This is a genomic window from Planomonospora corallina, assembly GCF_042650625.1.
Taxonomy (GTDB): Bacteria; Actinomycetota; Actinomycetes; order Streptosporangiales; family Streptosporangiaceae; genus Planomonospora_B; species Planomonospora_B corallina.
The window spans coordinates 61716-87888 of sequence record NZ_JBHSBM010000012.1; the positions used below are offsets into that span (position 1 = coordinate 61716).

28 protein-coding genes and 1 pseudogene are annotated in these 26173 nt (G+C 73.2%); 12 read left to right on the top strand and 17 right to left on the bottom strand.

From position 1 onward, the window contains the following. Nucleotides 1–1367 precede the first annotated feature (1367 nt). Nucleotides 1368–2309, bottom strand: coding sequence for an HpcH/HpaI aldolase/citrate lyase family protein (locus ACFOWE_RS08255; protein WP_377286538.1), 942 nt, complete (start codon nt 2307–2309; stop codon nt 1368–1370). Nucleotides 2310–2387: 78 nt separating this feature from the next. On the opposite strand from ACFOWE_RS08255, the gene ACFOWE_RS08260 reads away from it, so the two are divergent. Continuing rightward, on the top strand, nt 2388–2753 hold the full coding sequence (locus ACFOWE_RS08260) for a hypothetical protein (RefSeq protein WP_377286540.1): 366 nt from the start codon (nt 2388–2390) through the stop codon (nt 2751–2753). Here the strand turns inward: ACFOWE_RS08260 and ACFOWE_RS08265 are convergent. Further along, entirely contained in the window at nt 2728–3672 is a 945-nt protein-coding gene (locus tag ACFOWE_RS08265) for an EamA family transporter (RefSeq protein ID WP_377286542.1), read from the bottom strand. The genes ACFOWE_RS08260 and ACFOWE_RS08265 overlap by 26 nt on opposite strands. Before the next feature lie 130 nt (nt 3673–3802). On the opposite strand from ACFOWE_RS08265, the gene ACFOWE_RS08270 reads away from it, so the two are divergent. Beyond that, nucleotides 3803–5038, top strand: coding sequence for a magnesium transporter MgtE N-terminal domain-containing protein (locus ACFOWE_RS08270; protein WP_377286543.1), 1236 nt, complete (start codon nt 3803–3805; stop codon nt 5036–5038). Continuing rightward, complete coding sequence (locus tag ACFOWE_RS08275; protein WP_377286545.1) at nt 5035–5541, top strand: DUF1003 domain-containing protein; 507 nt, start codon at nt 5035–5037, stop codon at nt 5539–5541. Before ACFOWE_RS08270 ends, ACFOWE_RS08275 begins: the two co-directional genes overlap by 4 nt. A 95-nt stretch (nt 5542–5636) precedes the next feature. Here ACFOWE_RS08275 and ACFOWE_RS08280 read toward each other — a convergent pair whose 3' ends face one another. Then, nucleotides 5637–6116 (bottom strand): MarR family winged helix-turn-helix transcriptional regulator, encoded by a 480-nt coding sequence (locus ACFOWE_RS08280; protein WP_377286547.1) that lies wholly within the window; start codon nt 6114–6116, stop codon nt 5637–5639. A gap of 253 nt (nt 6117–6369) precedes the next feature. Between ACFOWE_RS08280 and ACFOWE_RS08285 the strand changes: the two genes are divergently transcribed. Further along, complete coding sequence (locus ACFOWE_RS08285) at nt 6370–7512, top strand: Mrp/NBP35 family ATP-binding protein (RefSeq protein WP_377286548.1); 1143 nt, start codon at nt 6370–6372, stop codon at nt 7510–7512. A 103-nt stretch (nt 7513–7615) separates the two neighbouring features. Here ACFOWE_RS08285 and ACFOWE_RS08290 read toward each other — a convergent pair whose 3' ends face one another. The 4 genes from ACFOWE_RS08290 to sigE form a co-directional block, all read right to left on the bottom strand. Beyond that, the gene (locus tag ACFOWE_RS08290; RefSeq protein ID WP_377286549.1) at nt 7616–7987 is read right to left on the bottom strand and encodes a sec-independent translocase; all 372 of its coding nucleotides are present in this window, start codon (nt 7985–7987) and stop codon (nt 7616–7618) included. 204 nt (nt 7988–8191) lie between these two features. Continuing rightward, on the bottom strand, nt 8192–9772 hold the full coding sequence (locus tag ACFOWE_RS08295) for a S1C family serine protease (RefSeq protein WP_377286550.1): 1581 nt from the start codon (nt 9770–9772) through the stop codon (nt 8192–8194). A 288-nt stretch (nt 9773–10060) separates the two neighbouring features. Further along, nucleotides 10061–10603: an anti-sigma factor family protein gene (locus ACFOWE_RS08300; RefSeq protein ID WP_377286552.1), complete on the bottom strand. Its 543-nt coding sequence runs from the start codon at nt 10601–10603 to the stop codon at nt 10061–10063. Nucleotides 10604–10727: 124 nt separating this feature from the next. Beyond that, on the bottom strand, nt 10728–11360 hold the full coding sequence (sigE, locus tag ACFOWE_RS08305) for an RNA polymerase sigma factor SigE (RefSeq protein WP_377286553.1): 633 nt from the start codon (nt 11358–11360) through the stop codon (nt 10728–10730). A gap of 177 nt (nt 11361–11537) precedes the next feature. On the opposite strand from sigE, the gene ACFOWE_RS08310 reads away from it, so the two are divergent. Then, on the top strand, nt 11538–12188 hold the full coding sequence (locus tag ACFOWE_RS08310) for an O-methyltransferase (protein WP_377286554.1): 651 nt from the start codon (nt 11538–11540) through the stop codon (nt 12186–12188). Nucleotides 12189–12312: 124 nt separating this feature from the next. On the opposite strand, the gene ACFOWE_RS08315 is transcribed toward ACFOWE_RS08310, so the two are convergent. Together ACFOWE_RS08315 and ACFOWE_RS08320 are read right to left on the bottom strand one after the other, a co-directional pair. Then, nucleotides 12313–13785, bottom strand: a complete 1473-nt coding sequence (locus ACFOWE_RS08315) for a leucyl aminopeptidase family protein (protein ID WP_377286556.1) — start codon at nt 13783–13785, stop codon at nt 12313–12315. A 101-nt stretch (nt 13786–13886) separates the two neighbouring features. Continuing rightward, nucleotides 13887–14054, bottom strand: coding sequence for a DUF3117 domain-containing protein (locus tag ACFOWE_RS08320; RefSeq protein ID WP_068901342.1), 168 nt, complete (start codon nt 14052–14054; stop codon nt 13887–13889). Between the two features lie 192 nt (nt 14055–14246). On the opposite strand from ACFOWE_RS08320, the gene ACFOWE_RS08325 reads away from it, so the two are divergent. Continuing rightward, the gene (locus ACFOWE_RS08325; RefSeq protein WP_377286558.1) at nt 14247–15029 is read left to right on the top strand and encodes a PaaX family transcriptional regulator; all 783 of its coding nucleotides are present in this window, start codon (nt 14247–14249) and stop codon (nt 15027–15029) included. A gap of 118 nt (nt 15030–15147) precedes the next feature. Here ACFOWE_RS08325 and ACFOWE_RS08330 read toward each other — a convergent pair whose 3' ends face one another. Both ACFOWE_RS08330 and ACFOWE_RS08335 read right to left on the bottom strand, forming a co-directional pair. Further along, nucleotides 15148–15723, bottom strand: coding sequence for a DNA-3-methyladenine glycosylase I (locus tag ACFOWE_RS08330; RefSeq protein WP_377286560.1), 576 nt, complete (start codon nt 15721–15723; stop codon nt 15148–15150). Then, nucleotides 15720–16259 carry a hypothetical protein gene (locus ACFOWE_RS08335; protein WP_377286562.1) on the bottom strand — a complete coding sequence of 180 codons (540 nt, stop codon included), beginning with the start codon at nt 16257–16259 and terminating at the stop codon, nt 15720–15722. The genes ACFOWE_RS08330 and ACFOWE_RS08335 overlap by 4 nt, the downstream gene beginning before the upstream one ends. 86 nt (nt 16260–16345) lie before the next feature. Between ACFOWE_RS08335 and ACFOWE_RS08340 the strand changes: the two genes are divergently transcribed. Continuing rightward, complete coding sequence (locus tag ACFOWE_RS08340) at nt 16346–16783, top strand: hypothetical protein (RefSeq protein ID WP_377286564.1); 438 nt, start codon at nt 16346–16348, stop codon at nt 16781–16783. Here the strand turns inward: ACFOWE_RS08340 and ACFOWE_RS08345 are convergent. The 3 genes from ACFOWE_RS08345 to dapE all read right to left on the bottom strand — a co-directional run bounded on the left by ACFOWE_RS08345 (nt 16760) and on the right by dapE (nt 19673). Beyond that, nucleotides 16760–17347, bottom strand: coding sequence for an LOG family protein (locus tag ACFOWE_RS08345; protein WP_377286566.1), 588 nt, complete (start codon nt 17345–17347; stop codon nt 16760–16762). The genes ACFOWE_RS08340 and ACFOWE_RS08345 overlap by 24 nt on opposite strands. A 27-nt stretch (nt 17348–17374) precedes the next feature. Then, complete coding sequence (locus ACFOWE_RS08350; RefSeq protein ID WP_377286568.1) at nt 17375–18169, bottom strand: LOG family protein; 795 nt, start codon at nt 18167–18169, stop codon at nt 17375–17377. A 442-nt stretch (nt 18170–18611) separates the two neighbouring features. Then, a complete protein-coding gene (gene dapE, locus ACFOWE_RS08355) occupies nt 18612–19673 on the bottom strand; it encodes a succinyl-diaminopimelate desuccinylase (protein WP_377286569.1) in 1062 nt (353 codons plus the stop codon). A 131-nt stretch (nt 19674–19804) separates the two neighbouring features. Here dapE and ACFOWE_RS08360 point away from each other — a divergent pair, with 131 nt between their 5' ends. Beyond that, on the top strand, nt 19805–20626 hold the full coding sequence (locus ACFOWE_RS08360) for a hypothetical protein (protein WP_377286571.1): 822 nt from the start codon (nt 19805–19807) through the stop codon (nt 20624–20626). A gap of 56 nt (nt 20627–20682) precedes the next feature. Here the strand turns inward: ACFOWE_RS08360 and ACFOWE_RS08365 are convergent, their stop codons facing one another. From ACFOWE_RS08365 to fdxA, 3 genes are all read right to left on the bottom strand, one after another. After that, nucleotides 20683–21372 (bottom strand): DUF4178 domain-containing protein, encoded by a 690-nt coding sequence (locus ACFOWE_RS08365; protein ID WP_377286572.1) that lies wholly within the window; start codon nt 21370–21372, stop codon nt 20683–20685. Nucleotides 21373–21383: 11 nt separating this feature from the next. Then, the gene (gene dapC / locus ACFOWE_RS08370; RefSeq protein WP_377286574.1) at nt 21384–22463 is read right to left on the bottom strand and encodes a succinyldiaminopimelate transaminase; all 1080 of its coding nucleotides are present in this window, start codon (nt 22461–22463) and stop codon (nt 21384–21386) included. A gap of 283 nt (nt 22464–22746) precedes the next feature. Next, entirely contained in the window at nt 22747–23073 is a 327-nt protein-coding gene (fdxA, locus tag ACFOWE_RS08375; protein WP_344858124.1) for a ferredoxin, read from the bottom strand. Between the two features lie 161 nt (nt 23074–23234). Here fdxA and ACFOWE_RS08380 point away from each other — a divergent pair, with 161 nt between their 5' ends. The 4 genes and pseudogenes from ACFOWE_RS08380 to ACFOWE_RS08395 form a co-directional block, all read left to right on the top strand. Beyond that, nucleotides 23235–23435, top strand: a complete 201-nt coding sequence (locus ACFOWE_RS08380; protein WP_449301204.1) for a putative acetyltransferase — start codon at nt 23235–23237, stop codon at nt 23433–23435. Nucleotides 23436–23562: 127 nt separating this feature from the next. Further along, nucleotides 23563–24657 (top strand): ABC transporter substrate-binding protein, encoded by a 1095-nt coding sequence (locus tag ACFOWE_RS08385; protein ID WP_377286577.1) that lies wholly within the window; start codon nt 23563–23565, stop codon nt 24655–24657. Between the two features lie 174 nt (nt 24658–24831). Then, the gene (locus ACFOWE_RS08390) at nt 24832–25584 is read left to right on the top strand and encodes a class I SAM-dependent methyltransferase (protein ID WP_377286579.1); all 753 of its coding nucleotides are present in this window, start codon (nt 24832–24834) and stop codon (nt 25582–25584) included. A gap of 156 nt (nt 25585–25740) precedes the next feature. Then, nucleotides 25741–26173 (top strand): annotated as a pseudogene (locus ACFOWE_RS08395) (hypothetical protein); the annotation flags it as partial.

Below are 26173 nucleotides of genomic sequence, written 5' to 3' on the forward strand. Positions count from 1 at the left end.
GGTACGGCCGGCGCCGGGGGTTCCGCTCTTCCCACGCCCTCCGGCCCGGGCCCGTCCGCCTGTCCGGGCCTGTCCGCCGGTCCACCGGGGGATCCTCCCCGTGACGCGTCTCCCGGCGGATCCGCGAGTTGATCCGCGGGCCCGGCCCCGGGAGTCCGGCGGGGCGGCCCGGACGCCACCAGGAGGTCCGGCCGCACCGCCCTCCGCCGGGGCCGGTCCTGCCCGGACGCGGGCTCGGACGCGGCCTCGGAGCCGGAGGCAGAGGCGGAGGCAGAGGCGGATCGAGGCTCCGACGCGGAGGGTTCCGGGGCGGGGGGCCCTCCGGAGACCCCGGTGGGAACCGGGGAGGCCGGAGGAACTGGAGACGCCGGAGAGATCGGGGACGCCGGGGAGACCGGGGATGCCGGGGAGGCCCCGAAGGGAGGGAGCCCTCCCGGGGATCGGTCGTCCTCGTGTCGCGCGCCGGGGGAAGACTCCCCGGCTGGAGCGCTCTCCGAGGAGGCCCCGCCGGAGACGTCCGTGGGTTCCCCGCCGGAGGCGGGAGTGGACGCGGCGGCGTAGGGCTGGGCGTAGGGGCGACGGCGTCCGCCGCCGGATCCCTGAGCGGAGACGCGGCCGGGTCCCGGAGAGGGGACGCGGCCGGGAGCGGGTCCGGCCCCCTCCGGCTCCGGAGGCGGGGCCGCGAAGGGCGGCGCCATCCACGGGGAGGAGAGCGGCAGTCCGCGGGGCCGGTCATCCGAGGGGCCGGGCGGGAAATGCTGGATCTCCGGGGGAGACAGGGGATCGTGGGAAGGCCTGGACCGCTGGGACGGCTGTCGTGGTCCTCTGGAGGTCCGGGGCCCGTGCGGGTCGTGCGGGGACCGAGGCCGGTGGGGCCACGGCCGCGCTCCCTCCTCGTGGGCCGTGCCGCCGGGCACGCCGTCGCCGTCCGCGGGCCGTTCTTCCGAGCGCGGGTCGTCAGGGCCCGAGGCCACGCTCAGCACCTCCTCGCAGGGAGCCTACGCATCCGGATCCCGTGTTTCCGGACCGTTCCATCCATCTCCAGCGACTGACCGCAATTCCGTATGGAAACGGCAGATCGCACGTGACCCTACTCTTACCCAACCCCGTCGGAACGATCACCTCGCCACCACCCCGGGCGGCCGCCGGCCGCGTACCCCTCCACAGCAACACGCCCGGGCCGATCTGGCGATACCTCTCTAGCGAGATTTGTCAGCCAGGCGCCGGATTTGTCGTTTACATAAGTGTCAAATCCGATTTCAAGTGCTCTGCGGAAGCAGGTGAATGATCCGCCGCGGACACGGGACGGGCCCGCCGCGCAGGAGGTGGGCGGAGCGAAGGCGGAGGCGCCGGACAGCCCGGCCGCGTCAGGCGGTGGGCGGGGTGAAGGCGGAGGTGCGGGACAGCCCGGCCGCGCGGCCCTTGGCCGCCACCACCAGCGCCATCTTCCGGGACGCCTCGTCGATCATCTCGTCGCCCAGCATGACCGCGCCGCGCCTCTCGACCGTCGTGTAGTACTCGTACGCGTCGAGGATGAGCTCGGCGCGGTCGTAGTCCTCCTGGGACGGCGAGAAGACCTCGTTGGCCGCCTCGATCTGGGTCGGGTGGAGCACCCACTTGCCGTCGAAGCCGAGGGCGGCCGAGCGGGCGGCCACCCGGCGGTAGCCGTCCAGGTCCTTGATGGCCAGGTAGGGACCGTCGATCGCCTGCAGGTCGTGCGCGCGGGCGGCCATCAGGATGCGCATCAGGATGTAGTGGTAGGCGTCGCCCTCGGTGTAGCCCGGAGGCTGCTCGCCGACCACCAGGGTCCGCATGTTGATCGAGGCCATGAAGTCGGCGGGGCCGAAGACCAGCGTCTCCAGCCGGGGCGAGGCGGCGGCGATGGCGTCGACGTTGACCAGGCCCCGGGCGCTCTCGATCTGCGCCTCGATGCCGATCCGGCCGGCCGGGAGCCCGCAGGTCTTCTCGATCTGGGTCAGCAGGGTGTCCAGCCAGGCCACCTGCCCGGCGTCCTCGACCTTGGGCAGCATCAGGCAGTCGAGGAAGGCTCCGGCGCCCTCGACGACCTCGATGACGTCGCGGTAGGTCCACCGCGTGGACAGGTCGTTGACCCGGACCACCCGGGTCCGGCCCGACCAGTCGCCCTCGCGCAGCGCGGCCACGACGTTCTTGCGCGCCTCCTCCTTGGCCAGCGGCGCGACGGAGTCCTCCAGGTCGAGGAAGACCTCGTCGGCGGGCAGTCCCTGGGCCTTCTCCAGGAACCGGGGGCTGCTTCCGGGGACCGCGAGGCACGAACGTCGGGAGCGCATGGCCCCCACCGTAGCGGGCGGCCGGGCGGGCCCGCACGCGCCGGGGTCTCCGGGCGGCGCGGGCCGTACATTTGCCTCATGAGCGTGATCGAGGAGGGCGCGAAGAAGTCGGGCGTGCTCTGGCTGGAGCTGGACCGGCCGCGGCTGGCCTGGCACGTCTGGCACGGCGGCGCGATCTACGTGGTCGCCGGCGGCGGCGAGCAGGATCTCCCCGGGCTGGCCGGCACCGGCCGCGTCGGGGTGACCCTGCGCAGCAAGGACAACGGCGGACGCCTGGTCTCCTTCGAGGCCGACGTCGAGGTGGTGGACCAGGCGCGGGAGGCCGAGGCGGTGGCGGCGCTCGCCAAGGAGCGGCTCAACGCCGCCGACGCCGCGGGCCTGACGGCCCGCTGGGCCGCCGGGTCCCAGGTGGTACGGCTCACACCGCGACGGCCTGCTCCCTGAGCCCGCCCGGGGGCGCCGGCAGTGCGGCCGTGGCCCGCTGCGCGAGGTAGGCGCCCACCAGGACGATGAGGCCGCCGACGACCTGGAAGACGCCCAGGGCCTCGCCGATCAGGATCCAGGCGATCACCGCTCCGGCGATGACCTCCAGTGAGGCGACCGTGGAGCCGACCGCGGCCGACAGACGGCGCACCGCGGTGACGCCGAGGATGTAGGCGGCGACCGTGGCGACCACGATCATCCAGAGAGCCGCCGCCGCCACCGGCAGCACGGGGGCGCCCTCGGGCGCCGCGGTCCGGGTGAACGCCTCCCAGGGGATGTCCCACGGCCGGGAGAGCGGCACCAGCACCGCAGCCGCGCCGAGCAGGCCCCAGGCGATCAGGCCGAGCGGGTCGACGTCGTCGCCGAAGCCGTCGCTGAGCAGGAAGTATCCGGCGCAGCAGGCCGCCGCGCCGAAGGCGAGCAGCAGGCCGACCGGGTCGAGGCTCAGGCCCGACCAGACCTCCACCACGATGCCGAGCCCGGCCACGGCGACCACGGCGCCGACGAACGCCTCGCGCGGCAGCCGGAGGCGGCGGACGAAGCGCACCCAGAGCACGACGAGCACCGGCGCGGTGAACTCGATCAGCAGGGTGACGCCCACCGGGAGCCGGGTGATCGCCGCGAAGTAGAGCGCCTGCACCCCCGCGACCGCGACCACCGCGTAGGCGCCGAAGAACAGCAGCCGCGAGCGCGGGATGCGCAGCGCCCGGGGGCGCACCGCGGCGAGGACGCCGACGAGCAGCAGGCCCGCCCCGGCCATCCGGACCCACACGGACTCCAGCGGCGTCAGCCCTCCGGCGGCGAGGTACTTGGCCATCGGGCCGGAGAAGGCGAAACACCAGGACGACGCGAACGCGATCAGCAGACCGGCACGCCTCATGCCACACCACCAATGTAACTACCGTTTTGAAGTTTTGATGCTGTCACGAACGGGAGCGCAAGAGCAAGGAATGTCCGGCATGTGAGCGTGCCTCGGCCCTCTGTCCCGGGATACGGCCTACGCTGCGAATGTGAGGATCTTCATCGCCCGGCTCGCCGGCACTCCCGTCTTCGACCCCGCCGGGGACCAGATCGGCAGGGTCAGGGACGTGGTGGTGACGGTCTCCGGCTCCCGCCCTCCTCACGTGCACGGCCTCGTGGTGGAGGTGCAGCCCCGCCGCCGGGTCTTCCTGCCGATCACCCGGGTGCTCGACATCGAGGCGGGCTCCCTGGTCTTCAGCGGCCGGCTCAACATGCGCAGGTTCGAGCAGCGCGCCTCGGAGACCCTGGTCATCGGCGAGATGCTCGACCTGACCGTCGAGGTCGGCGGCGAGCGGATGACGGTGCTGGACCTCGCCATGGAGAAGACCCGCACCTCCGAGTGGCTGGTCACCAAGGTCGCCCTGGCCAAGCCCGCCACCACCCTGGGCCTGCGGCGCCGGGGCGCGAGCCGGATCGTGGACTGGCATGACGTGCGGGGCTTCAGCGCGGTGCAGAAGGACCAGGGTGCGGCGAGCCTGCTGGCCGCCTTCGAGACCATGCGCGCGGCCGACCTGGCCAGCGCCCTGCACACCCTGTCCGACAAGCGGCGCGTCGAGGTCGCCGCGGCCCTGGACGACGTACGGCTCGCCGACGTGCTGGAGGAGCTCCCCGAACGCGACCAGATCGGCATCCTGAGCCGCCTGGACCCGGAACGGGCCGCCGACGTGCTCGAGGAGATGAACCCCGACGACGCGGCCGACCTGCTCCAGGACCTGCCCCCCGAGCAGGCCGAGAAGCTGATGGCGCTGATGGAGCCCGAGGAGGCCGACCCGGTCCGCCGGCTGCTGGTCTATCCGGAGAACACCGCGGGCGGCATCATGACCTCCGAGCCGGTGATCCTCCCGCCGACCGCCACCGTCGCCGAGGCGCTGGCCCACATCCGCCAGCGCGACCACATCCCGGCCGTGGCCACGCAGGTCTACGTGACCCGGCCGCCCGTCGAGACGCCGACCGGCCGCTTCCTCGGCCTGGTCCACTTCCAGCGGCTGCTGCGCGAACCCCCCTCCACCCTGCTCGGCACCGTCATGGACGACTCTCTCGACCCGATCAGACCCGACTTCACCCTGAACCAGGTGACCTCCTACCTGGCCACCTACGACCTGGTGGCGGTGCCCGTGGTCGACGACGCGGGCCGGCTGGTGGGCGCGGTCACCGTCGACGACGTGCTCGACCACCTGCTCCCCGGCGACTGGCGGGAAGACGAGGACAGCGGAGGAAACGCGTGACCGAACGGCTCGACCAGCCCAGGGAGCTGGGCCTGCGCCTGCGCCCGCACTACGACCCCGAGGCCTTCGGGCGGCTCTCGGAGCGGATCGCCCGCTTCCTCGGCACCGCGCGCTTCATCGTCTACATGACGGTGTTCGTCGCCGCCTGGATCCTGTGGAACATCTTCGCTCCGGAGGGCTGGCGGTTCGATCCCTACCCGTTCATCTTCCTGACGCTCATGCTCTCGCTCCAGGCGTCCTACGCCGCTCCGCTGATCCTGCTCGCGCAGAACCGGCAGGACGACCGGGACCGGGTCCAGGGCGAGCAGGACCGCAGGGCCGCCGAGCGCAACCAGGCCGACATCGAGTATCTGACCCGGGAGATCGCGGCCCTGCGCATCGCGCTCGGCGAGGTGGCCACGCGCGACTACATCCGCTCGGAGCTCCAGCATCTCGCCGAGGAGTTCCGCGAGGCCCGCGAGTCCCACGAGCCGGTCTCCGCCCGGCCGAGGACAGGCCGCTGACCCGGCCCCGGGCCGCGCCCGCCGGCGCCTCGGCCCGGCCCCCTCGACCCGGTCTCTCGGCCCCGCCTCTCAGCTCTGCCTCTGACCCCCGCCTCTCAACCCTGTCCCTCCGCCTCCTGAGGGAACAGTTTGTGCAGCATGGCCGCGCACTGGCGCAGCTCCTCGGGGTCGAGCACGTCCAGGAACCGGCTGCGGATGCCGCGCAGATAGGTGGGGGTGGCCTCGGCCAGCCGCCGGGCGCCCGCCTCGGTCAGGACCGCGAACAGGCCGCGCGCGTCGCTGGCGCAGGCCTCGCGCTCGACCAGGCCGTCGCGCTGGAGCCGGTCGATGAGCCGGGTCAGGCCGCTGCGCGAGAGCAGCACCCGCTCGGCCAGGTCGTTCATCCGCAGACGCCGGCCCGGCGACTCCGCCAGCCGCGCGAGCACGTCGTAGGAGGGCAGCGCCAGGTCGTGCTCGACGATCAGGTCCGTCTCCAGCAGCCGGGTGATCCGCACCTGGGCCCGCTGGAGCATGCGCCAGACCTCCAGCTCCTCGGAGCCGATGAAATCCCTTGACTCGCCTGCCGTCAGCGTCACGGAGTAACCTTAGAACGTTGTACGCGCATCTACATAGCGAATTGTCCGGATCGCGCGGCCGGGCGTCCACGGAGCTTCCGTACCGGTAGGTAACAAGACGTCAAAGCTGCTCCCGGTATCCCCGGATCCCGGAATTCTTCGCTGCACCCCTGGGTTCATACGATGAACCCGTCCGCGAACGCCTGGACGACACACAGACAAGGAGGGACGGCATCCCCCGTCGCCCTCACGGTGGCGGCTAGCCGACACTTCGATGGCACCTACCCCGGAACTCGTGACGGCCGCGCTGGCGACCGTCAACGACCCTGAGATCCGCCGGCCGATCACCGATCTCGGCATGGTCAAGAACGTCGAAATCTCCCCCGACGGGGTGGTTCGCGTCGGCATTCTCCTCACGGTGGCCGGCTGTCCTCTCAAGGACACCATCACCCGCGACGTCACCGCCGCCGTCTCGCGCGTCGACGGGGTCACCGGCGTCCAGGTCGAGATGGACGTGATGAGCCCCGACCAGCGCAAGGAGCTGCAGACCAAGCTCCGCGGCGACCGGGGGCCGGAGAAGGAGATCCCCTTCGCCAAGCCCGGCTCGCTCACCCGTGTCTTCGCGGTCGCCTCCGGCAAGGGCGGCGTCGGCAAGTCCTCCGTCACCGTGAACCTCGCCGCCGCCATGGCGTCGAGCGGGCTCAAGGTGGGCGTGGTCGACGCCGACATCTACGGCCACAGCGTCCCCCGCATGCTCGGCGTCTCCGAGCGGCCCACCAAGGTCGAGGACATGATCATGCCGCCGGTGGCGCATGACATCAAGGTCATCTCGGTCGGCATGTTCAAGCCGGAGGGCAACACCCCGGTCGTGTGGCGCGGGCCGATGCTGGACCGGGCGCTGCACCAGTTCCTCGCCGACGTCTACTGGGGCGACCTCGACGTCCTGCTGATGGACCTGCCCCCGGGCACCGGCGACATCGCCATCTCGGTGGCGCAGCGCCTGCCCTCCGCCGAGATCCTCGTGGTGACCACCCCGCAGCAGGCCGCCGCCGAGGTGGCCGAGCGGGCCGGGTCGATCGCCGCGCAGACCCACCAGCAGATCGCCGGCGTCATCGAGAACATGTCCTGGCTGCCCTGCCCGCACTGCGACGAGCGCGTCTCGGTCTTCGGCGAGGGCGGCGGCCAGACCGTGGCCGACGCGCTCACCCGCACGCTCGGCGCCCGGGTGCCGCTGCTCGGGCAGGTCCCGATCGACATGCGGCTGCGCGAGGGCGGGGACGAGGGCAAGCCGCTCGTGCTCACCGACCCCGACGCCCCGGCCGCGGCCGAGCTGATCCGCATCGCCTCCGGGCTGAGCAAGAAGCCCACCAGCCTCAAGGGCCTCCAGCTCGGCATCTCCCCCACCCGGGGCCGCTGAGCCGTCCGTCCCCACCGGGCCCAACGCCGCAGGCGCCGCCTCTTTCACGAGAGGCGGCGCCTGTCGCGTCTCCAGAGGAGCGTCCCGGAAAGGCGGGACCGGCTCAGGTGGCCTCCCGGTCGTACGGCGGGATCTCGCCGTAGCCGAGCTCGTCGGCCGCCTCCGCGGCGTAGGACGACGGGGCGGGCGCGGCGGCGAGCGCGGCGGCCGACCTGGCGCCGTCCCACTCCTCCTCGAGGTCGGCGGTGAGGTGCTTGCGGACGAAGTTCTTCGGGTTCAGGTCCGCCGGGTCGAAGTCGGCGAACTCCGGCCCCAGCCCCGTCCGCAGGTCCTCCTTGGCGTTGTTGGCCATCCGCCGCAGGTTGCGCAGGGTCCTGCCCGCCTGGGCGGCGGCCTGGGGCAACTTCTCCGGGCCGAAGACGAGCAGGGCGATGACCACCAGCGCCGCGACCTCAAACCACCCGAGTCCGAACACGGTGATCTCCTAGCGGCCCGGTGCGGAAGCATGCCCGGTGGACGCCGCCCGGCTCGAGCACAGGTCCATCGGACACTCCTTGACGTCTGCTCCCCGGGACGGAACCCGGAGAGCTTCCAGACTACTGCCCGGCGCCGTGAGCATGCTCCCGCCGGCGCCGGGAGGGAGGCGCGGGTCGTCAGGACCCGGACCCGGAGGCCCTGGTCAGGATGAGGTCGGCTTGGGCGTGGCCCGGTCCGCCTGGACCACCACGGTGGTGGTCTTCTCCTGGCCGCCCCGCTGGTACTTGACCTCCAGCCGGTCGCCGGGCGCCCTGCCCCGGACCAGCGCGATCAGCTCGTCGCCGTCCTGCAGCATGAGGCCGTTGACCTCGAGGATGATGTCGCCGGGCTTGAGACCCGCCTCGTCCGCGGGACCGCCGGGCGTCACCGGCTGCTGGCCGCCCTGCGCCTCGCTCGCGATCCGCACCCCGCTGCCCTGGTAGGCCGGGTCGATCAGCACGCCGATGCGGAGCTTGCTGGCGGAGCCGGTGGTGATCAGCTCCTCGGCGACCCGGCGGGCGTGGTTGACCGGGATCGCGAAGCCGAGGCCGATGCTGCCGCCCTGCTGCCTGCTGCCGAGGGTGGCGATCGCCGAGTTGACGCCGATGACCTGGCCTCCGGCGTTGACCAGCGGCCCCCCGGAGTTGCCGGGGTTGATGGCGGCGTCGGTCTGGACCGCGCTGAACCAGGTGCTGTCGGAGGCGCTCTCACCGGCCTGGACCGGGCGGTTGAGCGCGCTGACGATCCCGGTGGTGACCGTGCCGGTCAGGCCCAGGGGAGAGCCGATGGCGATGACCGGGTCGCCCACCACCACGTTGTCGGAGTTGCCGAGGGTGATCTCCGGCATGCCGAAGGTGTCGTCCGGCTTGACCACGGCCAGGTCGGACTCGGGGTCGCGGCCGATGATCCGGGCCGCGGTGGACTTGCGGTTGTTGAACTGGACCTGGATCTGACCGCCGTTGGCGGCCGAGGCGACCACATGGTTGTTGGTCACCACGTAGCCGCCCCTGATCAGGAAGCCCGAGCCGGTGCCCATGCCGCCGTCGCCCTCCACGGAGAGGGAGACCACGCTGGGCAGCACCCTGGCCGCCACGCCCGCGACCGACTCCGGCGCCCGGGAGGTCGAGCCGCTGGGGGCCGCGGGGATGGTGTACGACGGGTCCACGCCCGAGCTGCCCGGCCGGGTGAGCAGGTAGGTGCCGACGCTGCCGAAAGCCGAGGCGAGCAGTGCGATCACCGCGGCGAGGGCGACGAGCCCGCCGGTGCCCAGGGGGCGCCTGCGGGCGGGCGCGGGTGCGCCGCCCAGGGGGCCGCCGGGGGGCGGCGGGGCCCAGGCCGGGCCCATGCCCACCGCCTGGGGCGGGGGCGGCGGGGCGGCGAAGGCCCCCGTGTCGCCGTAGGGCTGCCCGTACGGCGCGGCCCCGGCCGTCGTGTCCGGGCGCGGCCGGCCGGAGGGATCCCCCCAGCCGCTCTCCTCCGGTGCGTCGGTCCAGCCGGCCGGGGACCGCTGCGCGTCCGGCTCCCGGTTCCAGTCGCCGGGCGGGCGCCCCAGCTGGCTCCAGCCCTCGCCGCTCGGCTGCCCGGCCTGCGGGCCCGGCTCCCCACGGAGTGCCGCGGCGTCCTCCGCCGGCAGGAACTCCGGCCGCGGGGACTCCGGAGCCGGGTCCTGACCGCCGCTGAAGCCCGACGGTGCACGCCCCTCGGCGTCGTGCGCCTCGTGGGTGCGGGGATCGTCGGTCGTCATCGGATATTCACCACTCCTCGCCTCGTATGAGGCCGCTCGTCGGCAGCAGCCAACCATCTTCCCCGGAGGGACATACGAGAGGTGTAAAACGCGTCCTGCCCGTCTGAAATGCCTCAGTCACCAGTATCCCGGAGACTCGCCGTGCGCGGCCCACCGCCCGCCGCCCCCGGACCCGGTCCGGGGCGCACGGGCACACGGTCCCGGCCCGGCGGCCTCCGGCCCGGCCGGCGCGGGGAGCGGACGAGCCCTCCGCCGGCTCGCCGCGGGCGCGGTGGCCGGGCGGCCGGGTCACGGAACGGGCGCGAACACCGTCGGCGTGGGAACGGGGGTCACCGTGCCGCTGGGCGCGGTGCTCCGATGCTGGTTGGCGAACATGTCCACCGGCGGCACCCGCGGGCCGGACTCGGAGCCCCCCACGACGAACAGCGTGCCGATCGCCACGGCCGCGGAGGCGAAGCCCACCGCCATGTACCCCGCTCTGCGGGACCGGCGGGGCCCGCCGGCTCTGCCGCGGGGGCGGTTGTCCGGCGGCGCGACGATGCTGTGCATGCCCGGGATCGGCGCCCCGCCGAAGGTCCGGGAGGCGGGGAAGGGCCGCTCCCGCGGCGGCAGCGGGCCGCCCGGCTCGGCCATGCGCAGCAGCGACACGGTCAGGTCGGCCGGCATCGACGGCCCGTCCAGGGAACGCAGCCGGCTCTTCAGCGCGCGCACGGCGTCGACCTCCGCCCGGCAGTCAGCGCAGAAGGTCAGGTGCGCCAGGGCGCGGTCGCGCTCGTGGTGGTTCAGCTCTCCGTCGACCAGTGCGGAGACACGCTCTCCAAGATGACTCATGCCCACTCCTTGCCGAGCGGCGCGTCGTGACATTCGCCCCTGACGGTCGCGTCCGTTCTGATCCTTCGCCGTCCCCGCACCGCGGTCACGCTCCCGGTCCGCCGGTCCGCACGCCTCTGGTCTCTCATGCGAGCTCCTCCCCGCTGGTCATGGCCGGGGGGGATTGGTCGCCGCGGGGCGCGCGGTGCTCCAGCGCGTCACGCAACTGCGCCCGGCCGCGGTGGATGCGGCTGCGGACGGTGCCGAGTTTCACGCCGAGCGTCGCGGCGATCTCCTCGTAGGACAGCCCTTCGATGTCGCACAGCACGACGGCCGCGCGGAACTCCGGGGCGAGCGCGTCCAGCGCCGCCTGGACGTCGGCGTCCATGTGGGCGTCGTCGTACACCTGGGCCGGGGAGGGCTCGCGCCCCCGCAGCCGCTCGGCCGCGTCGTCGGCGAGCCCCTCGAACCGGATGCGCTGCCGGCGCCTGGCCATGTCGAGGAACAGGTTGGTGGTGATGCGGTGCAGCCAGCCCTCGAAGGTGCCCGGGGTGTAGTTCGACAGGGACCGGAAGACCCGGACGAACACCTCCTGGGTCAGGTCCTCGGCGTCGTGGACGTTCCCGGTCAGCCGGTAGGCCAGCCGGTAGACGCGCGCCGAGTGGGTCCGGACGATCTCCTCCCAGGTGGGAGGCGTCCAGTCTGACACCGGAGCATCCACCTGGTGGTAGGGCTCGTCCACCAGCACCCCTCTCCTCGGGACCACCGCTATCGCCATAGTGCCTGGTTTCGTCCCTTCGTGCGCGCTCACTACCCTGAGGACCGGCAAACGCCGCTTTAATCCATGCAACGTCCCAGCCGGGGCATGAGTTCCCGATCCGGCCCGCCTCCCTTAGGCTGCGACCCAGCACCCGTGCGACGGGGTACGGAACACAAGATCGGGAGAGGAGAGGCCGTGACAGCGACGCCGACAAGTCCGTTGGAGGCCGCTCTGGCCTATGCCGAGGAGTTCCATCCCGAGGACGAGATCCTGCGCGTCGCACGGCAGCGGAGCATCGAGGTGGGAGCCCTCCCGGTCTCCCCGGGCTCCGGCGCCGCCCTCTGCTTCCTCGCCAGCGCGGTCAACGCCCGCGCCGTCGTGGAGATCGGCACCGGCTGCGGCGTCTCCGGCCTGTGGCTGCTCCGCGGGATGCGGGCCGACGGCACGCTCACCAGCGTGGACGTGGAGCCGGAGCACCAGCGCCTGGCCCGGCAGAGCTTCGCCCAGGCGGGCTTCTCCGGCGGCCGGGTCCGGCTGATCACCGGCCGCGCGCTGGACGTGCTGCCGCGCCTGTCCGACGGCGGCTACGACATGGTCTTCTGCGACGGGGCCGTCCAGGAGTCCGGCGACTATCTGGCCGAGTCCGTCCGGCTGCTCCGGACGGGCGGCGTCGTCGTCTTCGACAACGCCCTGCTCCACCACCGGGTCGCCGACCCGGCCCGGCGCGACCCGGAGACCGTCGCCGCCCGGGAGCTGGGCAAGCTGGTCCGCTCCGACGAGCGGCTCCGCCCCCTGCTCCTCCCCCTCGGCGGCGGCATCCTGGCCGCGCTCAAGCTCGGCTCCTGACGCCCGCGCCCGGCGTCTTCTCCGGGCCCTCCGCCACCGGCCCTCAGCCCTCCCGGGAGGGACCCGGGCCGCGGGCCGGCCACCCGGGGAGGCGAGGGAGCCGCCCCGGGTGACCCGTACGGGCTCAGCGGCCGGAGAGCCACTCCAGCAGCAGACGGACGCCGAATCCGGTCGCGCCCTTGGAGAGCAGTCCCTCGTCCGCGGTGCTCCGGCCGACCCCCGCGATGTCCAGGTGCGCCCACGGCCGCTTCCCGGTGAACTCGCGCAGGAAGAGCGCCGCGGTGATCGAGCCCGCCCCGTAGGTGGATCCGGCCTCGATGTTGGCCAGGTCCGCCACGGACGACTCCAGGGCCGGGACGTAGTCCTCCACCAGCGGCATGCGCCAGAGCCGCTCGCCGCTCGCCTCCCCCGCCTCGACCAGCCGCGCGGCCAGCTCGTCGTCGGAGGCGAAGACCGCTCCCAGCCCCTTGCCGAGGGCGATGCCGATCGCCCCGGTCAGCGTGGCGATGTCCACCATGACGTCCGGGTCGAGCTCGGCGTCGGCGTAGGCCATGGCGTCCGCCAGCACCAGCCGGCCCTCGGCGTCGGTGTTGAGCACCTCGACGGTCCGCCCGCCGTACTGGGTGATCACGTCGCTGGGGCGCTGCGCCGTACCCGAGAAGGAGTTCTCCGCGGCGGCGACCAGACCGGTGACGCGCACGCGCGCGCCCAGGGCGGCCAGCGCGCCCAGGACCGCGATGACGACCGCGCCGCCCGCCATGTCGGTCTTCATGAACTTCATGCCCTCGGTCGGCTTGAGCGAGAGGCCGCCGGTGTCGTAGGTGATGCCCTTGCCGACGAGGACCACGTGCCCGTCGGCCCGCCCGCCCTCCGGCTCGTAGGAGAGCTGGATGAGCCGCGGCGGGTTCACCGACCCCTGGCCGACGGCCAGGATGCCGCCGAATCCGGCGGCGCGCAGCTCCTCCTCGTCCCAGATCCTGGTGGCGACGCCCTGCTCGGCGGCGCGTTCGGCCAGCCAGGCGGGCGTCTTCACCGAGGAGGGGGTGTTGGCCAGGTCGCGGGCGAGCGCGACGGCGCCGGCGACGGCCCGTCCCCGGGCCACCTCCTCCTCGACGGCCTCCACCGTCCCGGGGTCTCCCCCGGCCTCCGCCCCCGCGGCGCCCCCGGCGACGAGCCGGATCGTGCCCACCGGACGGGAGGCCGCGGGCGTCTCACCGATCCGGAAGGTGTAGGAGGCAAGCAGCGCGCCCTCCGCGAACGCGGCGAGGGAGCCCTCCACGGCGCCGGCCGGCACGACGACGCTGATCTCGTCACGGCCCCTGGCCCGGCGGGCGAGCGCCGCCCCGGCCTTGCGCAGCGCGTCGGGCGAGCCGTCGCCGGCCCCGTACAGCAGCACGCGGCCGACCGTCTCGCCCCGCGCCACCGGCACCTCGACGATCTCCCCGGCCTCGCCCTTGGCCTCGTAGTGGGCCAGCAGCGCGGCGGCGGGCACCGGCAGCTCGACCGGAGGGGCGAGGTCCGCGCCGAACGGCACCGCGAGCAGCGGGGCGTCCTCCGGCGCCCGCGCGGCCGTGACGATCGAGGTCTCCAGGGGCACGTCAGAACTCCAGTCTCGAAACCATGGGACGAAGGCGGCCCTGGCGCGAGCCGCCGCGGGGGGCGGCCCTGCGGCCAGGGCCGTGGTCGTGGGGCCGGTCTTTAACCGACGACCTTCTTCAACTCCTCACCGAGGGCACCGGCCTCGTCGGCCGAGAGCTCGACGACGAGGCGGCCGCCACCCTCCAGGGGAACCCGCATGACGATCCCCCTGCCTTCCTTGACGACCTCCAGCGGACCATCGCCGGTCCTCGGCTTCATCGCCGCCATGCGTGTATCCCTTCCTGCTTCGGGCTCCGGATCTCCGTCAGACCCGAGGGTGGCCGACGCATTCACGTCTTCTGTGATGTCCTATTATCCCGCTTCCACGCTCGTGATGGGAACGATCAGCTCTCTCATCGGCCCGACGGAAGCCCCCGTGCGCATTGTCCGCCACCCCCGCGGGCGACCAAACTGGTCCCTGTGAACGCCCGCGCCGCGCTGTTCGATCTGTACGGAGACCACCTGCGGTCCCGGGGCGGCCGCGCCTCCGTCGCCGCCCTCGTCCGCCTGCTCGCCCCACTGGAGATCGCGGCCCCCGCCGTGCGCACCGCCGTCTCGCGCATGGTCCGGCAGGGCTGGCTCGCGCCCGCCCGGCTGCCGCAGGGACCCGGCTACGAGGCCACCCCCAAGTGCGTGCGCCGCCTCGACGAGACGGCGCTGCGGATCTACCGGGCGGAGGCCGTCACCTGGTCGGGCCGCTGGCACCTGGTCTCGGTCGAGCCGGTGCGCGAGCGGACCCGGCGGGAACGACTCCGGGCCGGCCTCTCCTTCCTCGGGTACGCGCCGCTGACGGAGGGCACCTGGATCGGCCCGCGCCCCTCTCCCGAGCTCGACGGGCTGCTCGCCGGTGAGGAGGTCCGCGCCGACCGCTTCGAGGCGGCGCTCGACGGCGACCCCCGGGCGCTCGTCGCCCGGATCTGGGACCTGGACGCCATCGCCGCGGCCTACGAGGAGTGGCTGGCCCGGGCGGTGGAGCTGGTCGGCTCGCTCCCGGACGGCGCCGACGACGACCGGGTGTTCGCCGTCCGGAGCAGGCTGCTGCACGGCTGGCGCAACTTCCTCTTCCGCGACCCCTGTCTCCCCGCCGAGCTGCTGCCCGCGGGCTGGCCCGGCGAGAAGGCCAGGACCTACTTCGAGCAGGAGGCCGCGCGCCTGCTCCCCGCCGCCTCGGCGTTCGTCGAACGCCACCTCACCGAGCCGTGAACCGAGCCGTGGACCGAGCCGTGAACCGAGCCGTGGACCGAGCCGTGGACCGAGCCGTGGACGGCCTCTTCCCGGCGGGCGGCGCCGTCCGCTCCGGCGCCCACGGGGCCGCAGGCCGTCATCCCTGCCCGGCGGAGACCTGACCCGTGGAGACCTGGCCGCGGACCCAGCAGTCGGCGATGTGGTCGTTGACCATCCCGATGGCCTGCATCAGCGCGTAGGCGGTGGTGGGGCCGACGAAGCGGAAGCCGTGCCGTTTCAGCTCCTTGGCCAGCGCCCGGGAGGCGGGGGTCTGCGCGGGCACGTCACCGTCGCACGCAGGCGCCGGGGCGTCGGGGTCGGCGTGGCGCCAGACGAGGTCGGACAGGCCGACGCCGAGCGCGGCCCGCGCGTTGGAGATCGCCGCCTCGATCTTGGCCCGGTTCCGGACGATGCCCGGGTCCGCCAGGAGGCGTTCCACGTCGGACCGGCCGAACGCGGCCACCGCGGGGATGGAGAAACCCGCGAAGGCCGTCCGGAAGTTCTCCCGCTTGCGCAGGATCGTGATCCACGACAGGCCCGACTGGAAGGCCTCCAGGGTGAGCCGCTCGAACACCGGGTCGTCGCCCTCGACCCTGCGGCCCCACTCCTCGTCGTGGTAGGCGATGTACTCGGGGGCCGAGCTCACCCAGCCGCACCGGACGGGCCCGGTCACCCCTGCTCCTCCGAGCGCTCCGCTGCGCCGTCGCGCCCGGCCTCGCGCTCCCCGGGCGTGGACGGCTCCCGCCCCGGATCAGTCAGGTTCTCCCCGGGCTCCCGGTCCTCAGGCTCCCGGCCCTCAGGCTCCGGAGCGCCGTCCTCCGGCTCGGCCGGGTCCCCGCCGGGGAACCCGGGGACGTGCTCGGAGGCCGGAACGTACGGCGGAGGGGCGTGCAGGTCGTGCCGGGCCTGGAGCTTGCTCTCGAGCAGCTCCGAGACCCGCTGCTCCAGCACCGCGATCCTGGTGTCGCGCTCGCTCAGCGCGTACGCGACCCGCTGCAGGGCCTCGTCCACGCTCTGCGTGTGGTAGCCGACCAGGCTCACCGGGAGCTGCAGGGACACGAAGTCCACCGCGGTGAGCTTCCCGGCGTCGGGCAGGGCGAGCGGAGGGACGTCGGGGGCGAACTCGGTCAGCTCGCCGCCCTTCCCCATGGCGACCACCACCACGCCGCCGAGGATGGCGAGCGCGGCGAGCACGAGTACGACCAGCACATACGAATCGTGCCACATCTCCTCCGGTCCCGGTCCCGGCCCGCGGGGCCGGAGAGATCCGCGGGAGGAGGACCTAGGATCGCGGCATGACAGCTCCCGTGGTGATCGGACCGGACACGCCGGGCGAGCCCGGCTGGGTCGAGGCGCGCTCGGTCGCCGACATCGAGCGGCTCGTCCGGGCCGGGCACACCGTCGTCGTCACCCCCGCCGAGCTGGCCGGGTCGGCCGGGCCGGCGCCCACGGCAGGTCCCGGCCCGAACGCCGCCCCGGCCCCCGGCGGGCGGCCGGAGGGGGCGGCCGACGGCACGGGGACCGGCGGAAGTCCCGCGGGGACGGCGGACGGCGGGGAGACCGGCGACGCGGAGGCCGAGGCCGCCGAGCTCGCCGCCGCCTCGGTCTGCGCCTGGCTGGGCGCCCGCGTCTTCCGCACCACCCGCCCCGGACAGGTCCGGCTCGCGGTCGAGATGACCGAGTCCCTCGCCGGCAGGCGCCCTCCCGCGTTAGCCCGCCGAGGCCTCGCCTAACTCCTCGGGGCTCGGCTCCAGGTGCCGGGTCGTCTTCTCCAGCAGGTCGAACGCCTCCGCGACCTCGGTGCTCCAGGAGATCGCGTCGAAGACGCCGGGCCGGGTGAACCCTTCCTCGTGCATGCCCTCGACCAGGCTCCGCAGCGGCGCGTACAGGCCCCACGGGTCCAGGATGACCAGCGGCTTGTCGTGCAGCCCCAGCGTGCGCGCGGTCCAGATCTCGAAGAGCTCCTCCAGCGTGCCGATGCCGCCGGGGAGCACCAGGAAGGCGTCGGAACGGGCGTCCATGACCCCCTTGCGCTCGCGCATGTCCGCGGTGATGACCAGCTCGTCGGCGTCGGTGTCGGCCACCTCGATGTCGACGAGCGCCTGCGGGATCACCCCGACCGTACGGCCGCCGCCCGCGCGGACCGCGCGGGCCACCTCGCCCATGCACGAGACCCGGGCCCCGCCGCTGACCAGCGTGTGGCCGCGCCGGGCGAGCTCGGCTCCGACCTGGCGGGACAGGGCGAGGTACTTGCGGTCGATCCTCTGGCTCGATGCCAGGAACACGCATATGAACACCGGATCACCCTATTCGGCGTCCGGCGGCTACTCGGCGGCGGCCACCGTGTCCTCCGCCGCCTCCTCCTCCTTGCGCAGGCGCGCCGAGTTGTTCCTGTCCGCCTCGACCATGATCCGGACGACCTCCTCCGGGTCGTCGGTGACCTGGATCAGTTCCACGTCCGCCGGGGAGATCTTCCCGGTGGACACCAGCGTCGTCCTGATCCAGTCGAGCAGCCCGCTCCAGAACTCCGTGCCCACCAGCACGACGGGGAAGGAGGTGACCTTGCGCGTCTGGACGAGGGTCAGCTCCTCGAACAGCTCGTCCAGCGTGCCGAAGCCGCCCGGCAGCGCGACGAAGCCGCAGGAGTACTTCACGAACATCGTCTTGCGGACGAAGAAGTAGCGGAACTCGATGCCGAGATCGACGTACTCGTTCATCTCCTGCTCGAAGGGGAGCTCGATGCCGAGTCCGACCGAGACCCCGCCCCCCTCGACCGCCCCCTTGTTCGCGGCCTCCATGCAGCCCGGGCCGCCGCCGGTGATGACGGCGTATCCCGCCTCGGCGAGCCCTCGGCCGATCCGCACGCCCAGCTCGTAGTCGGGCGAGTCCACCGGCGTGCGGGCCGAGCCGAAGACCGTCACCGCCCGGGGCAGCTCGGCGAGCAGGCCGAAGCCCTCCACGAACTCCGACTGGATGCGCATGACCCGCCACGGGTCCATGTGCAGCCAGTCGGTGGACCGCTGCTCCTCCAGCAGCCGCTGGTCGTAGGTGGAGTCCGGGACGAGGCCGCCGCGGACCACGGCGGACCCCTGGCGGCGCTCCGGACGCGTCTTCTTCATCGATTACCTCCAGCCTGGAAAGCCCCGCCCTCGGGGGGACTTCGCGGACGGCCTGGACCGGCCGATCAGGACCTGCCCTCTCACGACGGCAACCCACCTGTGAGGACACACCGGGAATCCTTACCTCAGATCACACGAAAACCACCTCAGAAAAAAATCTTGAAAAATCCCGGTGGGAACACGGAACCGGATTTCGCGGTGGCGCCGTCTAATCGGCGAGGGTGCTGCTCGGGACTGAAAGTGGCTTTCCCCGCCAAATGGCCGGCGAGGAAAGCCACTTTCTCTGTGTCGGGGCCTCTGTGCCGGGCCTCGCTCCGGGATCTCCGTGTCGCGGCCTCCGCGCTGACGGCTTCTGTGCTGACGGCTTCTGTCCGGCCCTCCGCGGCGGGACGCAGCCCGTCGCGCCGGCGGCGCCGTACTCAGGCCGGCGGCGGGGCCGTACTCAGGAGAGCCAGGCGAGCATGTGCCGCTCGCACTCGGCGATCTTGGACAGGGAGGCGAACTCCCCGCGCTGGTGGGCCAGGTTCGGGTCGCCGGGGCCGAAGTTGACCGCCGGGACGCCCAGGGCGGAGAAGAGCGAGACGTCGGTCCAGCCGAGCTTGGCCCTCGGCACGCCGCCCACGGCGGTCACGAACGCCGCCGCCACCGGGTGGTTCAGGCCGGGCCGCGCGGCGGGCGCCCCGTCGGTGAAACGCACCTCGAACCCGCCGAACACCTCCCGGACGTGCTCCTGGGCCTGCTCCAGCGACAGGTCCGGGGCGAAGCGGTAGTTGACCGTCACCACGCACTCGTCCGGGATCACGTTGCCCGCGATGCCACCGGTGATCCCCACCGCGTTCAACCCCTCGTGGAACTCCAGCCCGTCCACGACCGGCTTCCTGGCCTCGTAGGCGTTCAGGAGGTCCAGCACCGGCCCGGCGGCGTGGATCGCGTTGGAGCCGAGCCAGGACCTGGCGCTGTGCGCCCGCTCGCCCCGCGTGACGACCTGCGCCCGCAGGGTGCCCTGGCAGCCGCCCTCGATCAGCCCGTCGGTCGGCTCCATCAGCACCGCGAAGTCACCGGCGAGCCAGTCGGGGTGGCTGCGGCTGAGCCGGCGCAGCCCGTTCCGCTCGGCCTCGATCTCCTCGCAGTCGTAGAAGACGTAGGTCACGTCCCGGTTCGGCTCCGGCAGCGCGGCGGCCAGCCTCAGGGCGACCGCGACGCCGCTCTTCATGTCCGAGGCGCCGCAGCCGTACAGCAGGTCGCCCTCGACTCGGCTGGGGAGGTTCCCGGCGACCGGGACCGTGTCGATGTGCCCGGCGATCACCACCCGCTCGCCCCGGCCGAGCCCGGTGCGGGCCACGACGGACTCGCCGTCCCGGTCCACCCGCAGATGCGGCAGCGCGCGCAGCGCCTCCTCCACCGCGTCGGCGAGCGCCTTCTCGTTCCCGCTGACCGACTCGATGTCCACGATCCGCGCGGTGAGCGCACCGACGTCCTGCGTGAGATCCAAGCTCGTGCCCATGTCGCGACCCTACCGCCCGGCCTGCGCCCGGCGACGGGCGGCGCGGTCCTCCCCCGTGCGCCGGGAACCCCGCTCCCCCCGGGCCTTCCCGGCGCGCTGGACCGGTCCGGAAGCCAGGTAGGTTCTTCAGCGTGCGACGGCGGTTCTCCCCTGGTGTCATCGCGATCATCGCGATCGTGACCGTGCTCGCGGTGGGCATCACCGTGGGCGTCTTCGCCCTGCTCAACCGGACCGCGACCGGGGAGGGCTGCGTGGTCGCCACCCCCGCGGGCACCCTCGACCTGGAGATCGAGCAGGCACAGGTGGCCGCGGCCATCGCCGGGGTGGCCCACCGCCGCAAACTGCCCGAGCGGGCCGTGGTGATCGCCTACGCCACCGGCATCCAGGAGTCCAAGCTGCTGAACCTGCCGTTCGGCGACCGCGACTCGGTCGGCGTCTTCCAGCAGCGGCCCTCGCAGGGCTGGGGCACGCCCGAGCAGCTGCTCGACCCGGTCTACGCCGCGGGCAAGTTCTTCTCCGCCCTGGTCAAGGTGGAGGACTACCGGAAGATCCCGCTGCACGAGGCGGCCCAGGAGGTGCAGCGCTCGGCCGACGGCTCGCTGTACGCCCAGCACGAGGAGAACGCGAAGATCCTGGCGGCGGCCTTCACCGGCCGGGTGCCGGGCGCGGTGCACTGCTGGTTCGACCTGGAGGACGAGGAGTCGCCGGTCCCGGCCCCCGACCCCGCCGCGGCCCGCGAGGAGCTGGCCCGCACCCTCGGCTCCGGGACCACGCTGGAGACCTCCTCCCGCAGGCGCGGCTGGCTGATCGCCACCTGGTCGGTCGCCCACGCCCAGAAGTACGGCCTGCGCCGGGTCCGCTACGACGGCCGGTCCTGGGACGCGGAGGGCGGCAAGGAGGGCGGCTGGCGGACCGACGCGGAGGCGTCCGCGAGCCGGATCCGCATCGCCTGACCTCATAGGTCCGCGTCTTCGGGGCCCGTGTTCCCCAAGCCCTCGGGGACGGGCCCCTACCCCTTCCGGTGGATCGTGATCGACCCCGGCGGCAGGGGCTGCGCGTAGCAGGAGCTCCAGCCCTCGCCCTGCACCCGTTCGAAGGAGAGCAGCCGGCCGTCGGCGGCGCGGTAGCCGGCGAAGTCGAGCAGCCCCCGCTCGGGCATCCCGGTGTGGCCCTCCCCGCGGAACGCCGCGGTGCCCCGGCCCTCCGGGAAGAACTCCACGCCCTCCACGATGATCATCGTCTTCGCCGGGATCATGCCCTCGTCGGGCACCGGCGTCCACAGCAGCACCTCGAGGTGGAGCGCGTCCGCGGCGGCCCGGCCGGGGCGCGTCTCGACCGAGAGCCACCGGTGCCGGCGCACGCCCTCGTCGAGCAGGTACTCCGTCCACTCCGTGCCCTGCCACGACAGGTGGAGCGCGCCGAGGACCCGGGCCCGCACCCCCTGGTACCCGATCGTGTCGCCCACCTTGATCGTGCGGGGGTCGGGGTAGTCGATGCCCACATGACCGGCGGTCTCCGCCGCACGCGGCGCGGACCGCGCCCGGGGCGGCGCCGCCTCGGGCGGTGTGCGGGGCGGCTCGCCACCGGACACGGCTTCGGGCGCCCTCCTGTCCTGGCGCGCGGTCGCGAGGAACGCGCCCAGCAGCAGGAGCGCGGTCAGCACGCTCAGGCCGAGTATCACGACGACCTCAGGGGTCATGCCGCGCGATCCTACTGGAGGCGGCGCACCGCCGCACTGATCCTTTCATCACTGGCCGTCAGGGCGATCCGGACATGTCGCCCGCCCGCGGTGCCGTAGAACTCCCCCGGTGCGACGAGGATCCCCTTCTCGGCGAGGGCGCGCACCTGGTCCCAGCAGCCCGTGCCGTCGGACGCCCACAGGTACAGCCCGGCGGTGGAGTGCTCGATCCGCCAGCCGGCCGCCTCCAGCGCGGGGCGGAGCTCCGCCCGCCGTGCCGCGTAGACGGCCCGCTGCGCGTCGGCGTGCGCGTCGTCCTCCAGCACCGCGGCCATCGCCGCCTGGACCGGCGCCGGCATCATCATGCCCGCGTGCTTGCGGACCTCCAGCAGCCGCTTGACGAGCACCGGATCGCCCGCGACGAACCCCGCGCGGTACCCGGCCAGATTGGAGCGCTTGGAGAGCGAGTGCACCGCGAGCAGCCCCTCGTGGGAGCCGCCGCACACGTCCGGGTGGAGGATCGAGATCGGCTCCTCCTCCCAGCCCAGCTCGAGGTAGCACTCGTCGGAGGCGACGACCGCGCCGTGCTCGCGCGCCCAGGAGACGACCTTGCGCAGGTGCTCGGCCGGCAGGACCCTGCCGGTCGGGTTGGACGGGGAGTTCACCCAGACCAGCGGCACCCGCTCCGGCCCGAGCGCGAGCAGGCCGTCCGCGGGGTACGGCTGCGCGCCCGCGATGCGCGCGCCCACGTCGTAGGTGGGGTAGGCCAGCTCGGGGAAGACGACCCGCTGGCCGGGGCCGACGCCGAGCAGCGTCGGCAGCCAGGCGACGAACTCCTTGGAGCCGATCAGCGGCAGGACGTTCGCGGCGTCCACGGCCACGCCGTGCCTGCGCCTCAGCCAGCCTGCGGCGGCGGCGCGCAGCCGCTCGGTGCCGTGGGTCAGCGGGTAGCCGGGGCTGTCGGCGGCCTCCGCCAGCGCCCGCCGGGCCACCTCTGGCACCGGGTCGACCGGGGTGCCCACCGACAGGTCGACGATGCCGCCGGGATGCGCCAGCGCCGTCTCCTTGTAGGGCGTGAGCCGGTCCCATGGAAAGTCAGGCAGCCCGAACACAATTCTCCCCGCTAGGCGTGCCCCCGGCCCGGCTCGGGCAGGAGGAGTCGTCGGTGGTCGCACCGGGTCAGGGGCGGTGGCGGCACGGGCCCGGCACCGTGCGGGCACGGCGAGTCCGGGGCGGCACGGCGGCACGTCGCGGCACTCTCACGGCTCTCACGGCACCGCCATGGCGGTGCCACGACCGCGTCATGGCACCGCGTCATGGCACCGCGTCATGGCACCGCCGCGGCACCGCGCGCGGTGCGGCGCGGCGGCACCGCCTCCTGACCCTGCGGGCCCGCTAGTGGCCCTCGGCCTGCGGCGGCAGCGCCGCGACGACCGGGTGGTCCTTCTCGATCTTCCCGACCTTGGAGGCGCCGCCGGGCGATCCGAGGTCCTCGAAGAACTCCACGTTCGCCTTGTAGAAGTCCTTCCACTGCTCGGGAAGGTCGTCCTCGTAGAAGATCGCCTCGACGGGGCAGACAGGCTCGCACGCACCGCAGTCCACGCACTCGTCGGGGTGGATGTAGAGCATGCGCTCGCCCTCGTAGATGCAATCGACGGGGCACTCCTCGATGCACGCCTTGTCAAGGACGTCCACGCAAGGCTGCGCGATGACGTAGGTCACCTCGGGCTCCTTCTTCTTTACGCACCTAGGCACGACTTCGACCGCGGGTTGCTACGCCCTAGAGTATTGCCGTGCCCGCCGAGAGTCTGAACGGGAGGGGGCGAAACGCGGTGGATCCCCGCTTCGGCGCCCGTCTGACCATCACAATAAACCCCTCCGACGTGGGGAAAAGGGTAACGACCCGGCGGAGGGTCCCCGAAGGTTTCCGGGACGCCGTGGGCGAGCTGGAGTCCTGGCGGGACGGCGTGCTCGCCGTGCGCAAGCGGGACGGCTCCCTGGTGGAGATCGCCGAGGAGACCCTGGTCGCGGCGAGGATCGTCACGGGAGGGCCTCGCACGCGCACGGGCGGCCTCCCGGGCTGACGGCGCGGGCGCGGGTCAACGGCACTCCCCGTCCCGGTCCGTCCCGGCACCCGCCGGTGCAAGCCGTTCCCCAACGTTCACCAAGGACGGCCGCGCCTCCTCGACCCCTCCGGCCACCCCGGAGAGTATGCGCCCCGTGACTGCATGCACCCGATTCGCCATCGCCACCGCCGTGATCCTCACCGCCGCGATCACCGGATGCGGCGGCGCGCCGGCCACCGAGAGCGCCCCGCTCCCTCCGGTGAAGCTCCAGGCGGCCTCCCTGGAGGAGGGGTTCACGAGCATGGAGCGGCTCGTCGAGGCGGCCCGGAAGGAAGGTTCGCTCAACGTGGTGGGCCTGGCCCGGAACTGGGTGAACTACGGGGAGATCATCGAGGCCTTCTCCGACGAGTACGGGATCGAGGTGAAGGAGCTCGAACCCGGCGCGAGCAGTCAGCGCCAGATCGAGGCCGCCGGGCGGCTCCGGCCCGACGTGTTCGACCTGAGCCTGGAGACGGCCGTGGCCTCCGCGGACTCCTTCGCCCCCTACAAGGTGCGCACCTGGCATGACGTCCCCGACGACCTGAAGGACCACTCCGCCAAGTGGTACGCCGCCTACGGCGGTTACATGTCCATCGGGTACGACGCGCGCCGGGTCGAGGCCCCCGCGTCCTACGCCGATCTCCTGAAGCCCGGCCACAGCGTCTGGCTGCCCGGCGACCCCCGGAAGAACGCGGCCGCCTTCAGCGGCGTCATGGCGGCCTCGCTCCGCGGCGGCGAGGCGGACGCGGAGCGGGGCGTGACGTTCTTCCGCGAGCTGGAGGAGGCCGGGAACCTCGCCGCCGAGCCGGGCACCCCCTCGGTGGTGCTCGACTGGGACTTCCTCAACGCCGAGCGGGCCGCCCGGGAGCCGGAGGAGGGCAGGCCCGAGTGGAAGGTGGCGATCCCGGGCGAGGCGACGATCGCCTCCTACTACGTCCAGGCCGTCAACGCCGACGCGCCGCACCCGGCGGCCGCCCGGCTCTGGCAGGAGTTCCTCTTCTCCGACCGGGCCCAGAACCTCTTCCTGAAGGGGTACGCCAGGCCCGTCCGGATGGAGGCCATGCGCATGCGCGGCACCCTCGACACCGAGCTCGCCGCCCGGCTCCCGGAGACGGACGCCGCGCCTGTGGTGCTGACCGTTCCGCAGATCGACGCCGCCAAGGCCCGCCTCGCCGACGAGTGGGACGGCGCCATCGAGTGACGCGGGCGCCTGCCGGGTCTGCCGGGCTTGGTGGGACTGCCGGGCCTGCAGGGACCGGTGTGACCGCTACGTCGCCGGATGCCGGAGCCTCTAAAGTGTCGGAAGGGTTACCGGCGAGGGGCTGCGGTCTCGGAATGTGAGCTGATCGTCTTGCGGTACGACACGTCGAGCTTGATGAGCTGGAACGCTCGCACCTACGACAGCGGTCTCGGTTACATCTCGGCGTACGGCGCCCCGCTGGTCGACCTGCTCGACCCGCGGCCCGGGGAGCGCGTGGTGGACCTCGGGTGCGGCACCGGGGTGCTGACGGCCGAGATCGCCTCCCGGGGCGCCCACGTGCTGGGCATCGACGGCTCTCCCGCGATGATCGAGAAGGCCCTGGCGCAGTATCCCGGGCTGGACTTCATCGTCGGCGACGGCCGCGACTTCGTGGTCGCGCAGCCGTACGACGCGGTCTTCTCCAACGCGGCCCTGCACTGGATGGGGAGCGAACCGGACGCGGTGATCGCCAGCGTCCGGGAGGCGCTGGCCCCGGGCGGGCGGTTCGTGGCCGAGATGGGCGGCGCGGGCAACTGCGCCACGCTGATCGCCGCCGTCTCCACCGCCTGGCGTGAGCACGGGCTGCGCGAGCCGGACCTGCCGTGGTACTTCCCGACCCCGGCGGAGTACGCCGCGCGCCTGGAGCAGGGCGGCTTCGTCGTACGCATTCTCGAGTACTTCGACCGGCCCACGCCACTTGACGAATGCCCCAACGGAGCGGCGGACTGGGTCCGCATGTTCGCCGGCTCCCTGCTCCACCTGGTCCCGGCCGAACTGGTGGAGCCGCTGCTGCGCCGGGTGAACGAACTCGCAGCTCCGGCGCTACGCAGGGAGACCGGATGGATGGCCGATTACGTGCGCCTCAGGTTCGCCGCCGTACGCCGCTGACCCCTCCACCGGGACCACCCGGTACACCGAGGCGATTTGCCAGACTATGGTCTGTTCCATGAGTCTCGTTCTCCAGCGACGAGGAGTGACTCGGGCTGCCTGAGGGGCTGGTGAAGGGAACGGATGAACGTCTGTCTTAGTGACCTTGTGCCGCCGTTGCGCTGGAGCGACGCGGCCACGATCCCGGTCCTGCGGGACCAGCCCGGCCTGCCGGACGCCTGGTGGCGCAGCCTGCCCCTGTCCATGGTCCTGTCCGCGCTGGGTCCCGAGCGGCTCGCGGAGATCGTCACGGAACTCGCCCTCGCGCACTGGCCCGCCGCGGCCGTCGGCGACGTCCTGCCCGCCCTGTACGTCCTGGATCCGGACGAGGCCGACGAGCCCTGCACGGCCATCGCCCTCGACCGCGCCGGCTCCTGGCACGGGCTGCTCTCCCTCACCGGCCACGACCTGCGCGACCAGCCCTTCGTCCAGCCGCGCCCCCTCCTGCACACGCTCTTCTCCGCGGTCTTCGCCCGGCTCTCCCCCGTGTCCGGCGGACCGCGGGCCGCCGCCTCCGGGGATCGGCGCGACGGCGCCGAGGCGGGCGGGG

Coding starts and splice junctions, on each gene's coding strand:
- ACFOWE_RS08285 (WP_377286548.1), top strand. CDS start 6,370: ATGGCACCTACCCCGGAACTCGTGACGGCCGCGCTGGCGACCGTCAAC.
- ACFOWE_RS08365 (WP_377286572.1), bottom strand. CDS start 21,372: ATGACCCCTGAGGTCGTCGTGATACTCGGCCTGAGCGTGCTGACCGCG.
- sigE (WP_377286553.1), bottom strand. CDS start 11,360: ATGGCGATAGCGGTGGTCCCGAGGAGAGGGGTGCTGGTGGACGAGCCC.
- ACFOWE_RS08260 (WP_377286540.1), top strand. CDS start 2,388: ATGAGCGTGATCGAGGAGGGCGCGAAGAAGTCGGGCGTGCTCTGGCTG.
- ACFOWE_RS08320 (WP_068901342.1), bottom strand. CDS start 14,054: ATGGCGGCGATGAAGCCGAGGACCGGCGATGGTCCGCTGGAGGTCGTC.
- ACFOWE_RS08340 (WP_377286564.1), top strand. CDS start 16,346: ATGACAGCTCCCGTGGTGATCGGACCGGACACGCCGGGCGAGCCCGGC.
- ACFOWE_RS08385 (WP_377286577.1), top strand. CDS start 23,563: ATGCGCCCCGTGACTGCATGCACCCGATTCGCCATCGCCACCGCCGTG.
- ACFOWE_RS08295 (WP_377286550.1), bottom strand. CDS start 9,772: ATGACGACCGACGATCCCCGCACCCACGAGGCGCACGACGCCGAGGGG.
- ACFOWE_RS08255 (WP_377286538.1), bottom strand. CDS start 2,309: ATGCGCTCCCGACGTTCGTGCCTCGCGGTCCCCGGAAGCAGCCCCCGG.
- ACFOWE_RS08265 (WP_377286542.1), bottom strand. CDS start 3,672: ATGAGGCGTGCCGGTCTGCTGATCGCGTTCGCGTCGTCCTGGTGTTTC.
- ACFOWE_RS08350 (WP_377286568.1), bottom strand. CDS start 18,169: ATGAAGAAGACGCGTCCGGAGCGCCGCCAGGGGTCCGCCGTGGTCCGC.
- ACFOWE_RS08300 (WP_377286552.1), bottom strand. CDS start 10,603: ATGAGTCATCTTGGAGAGCGTGTCTCCGCACTGGTCGACGGAGAGCTG.
- dapE (WP_377286569.1), bottom strand. CDS start 19,673: ATGGGCACGAGCTTGGATCTCACGCAGGACGTCGGTGCGCTCACCGCG.
- ACFOWE_RS08390 (WP_377286579.1), top strand. CDS start 24,832: ATGAGCTGGAACGCTCGCACCTACGACAGCGGTCTCGGTTACATCTCG.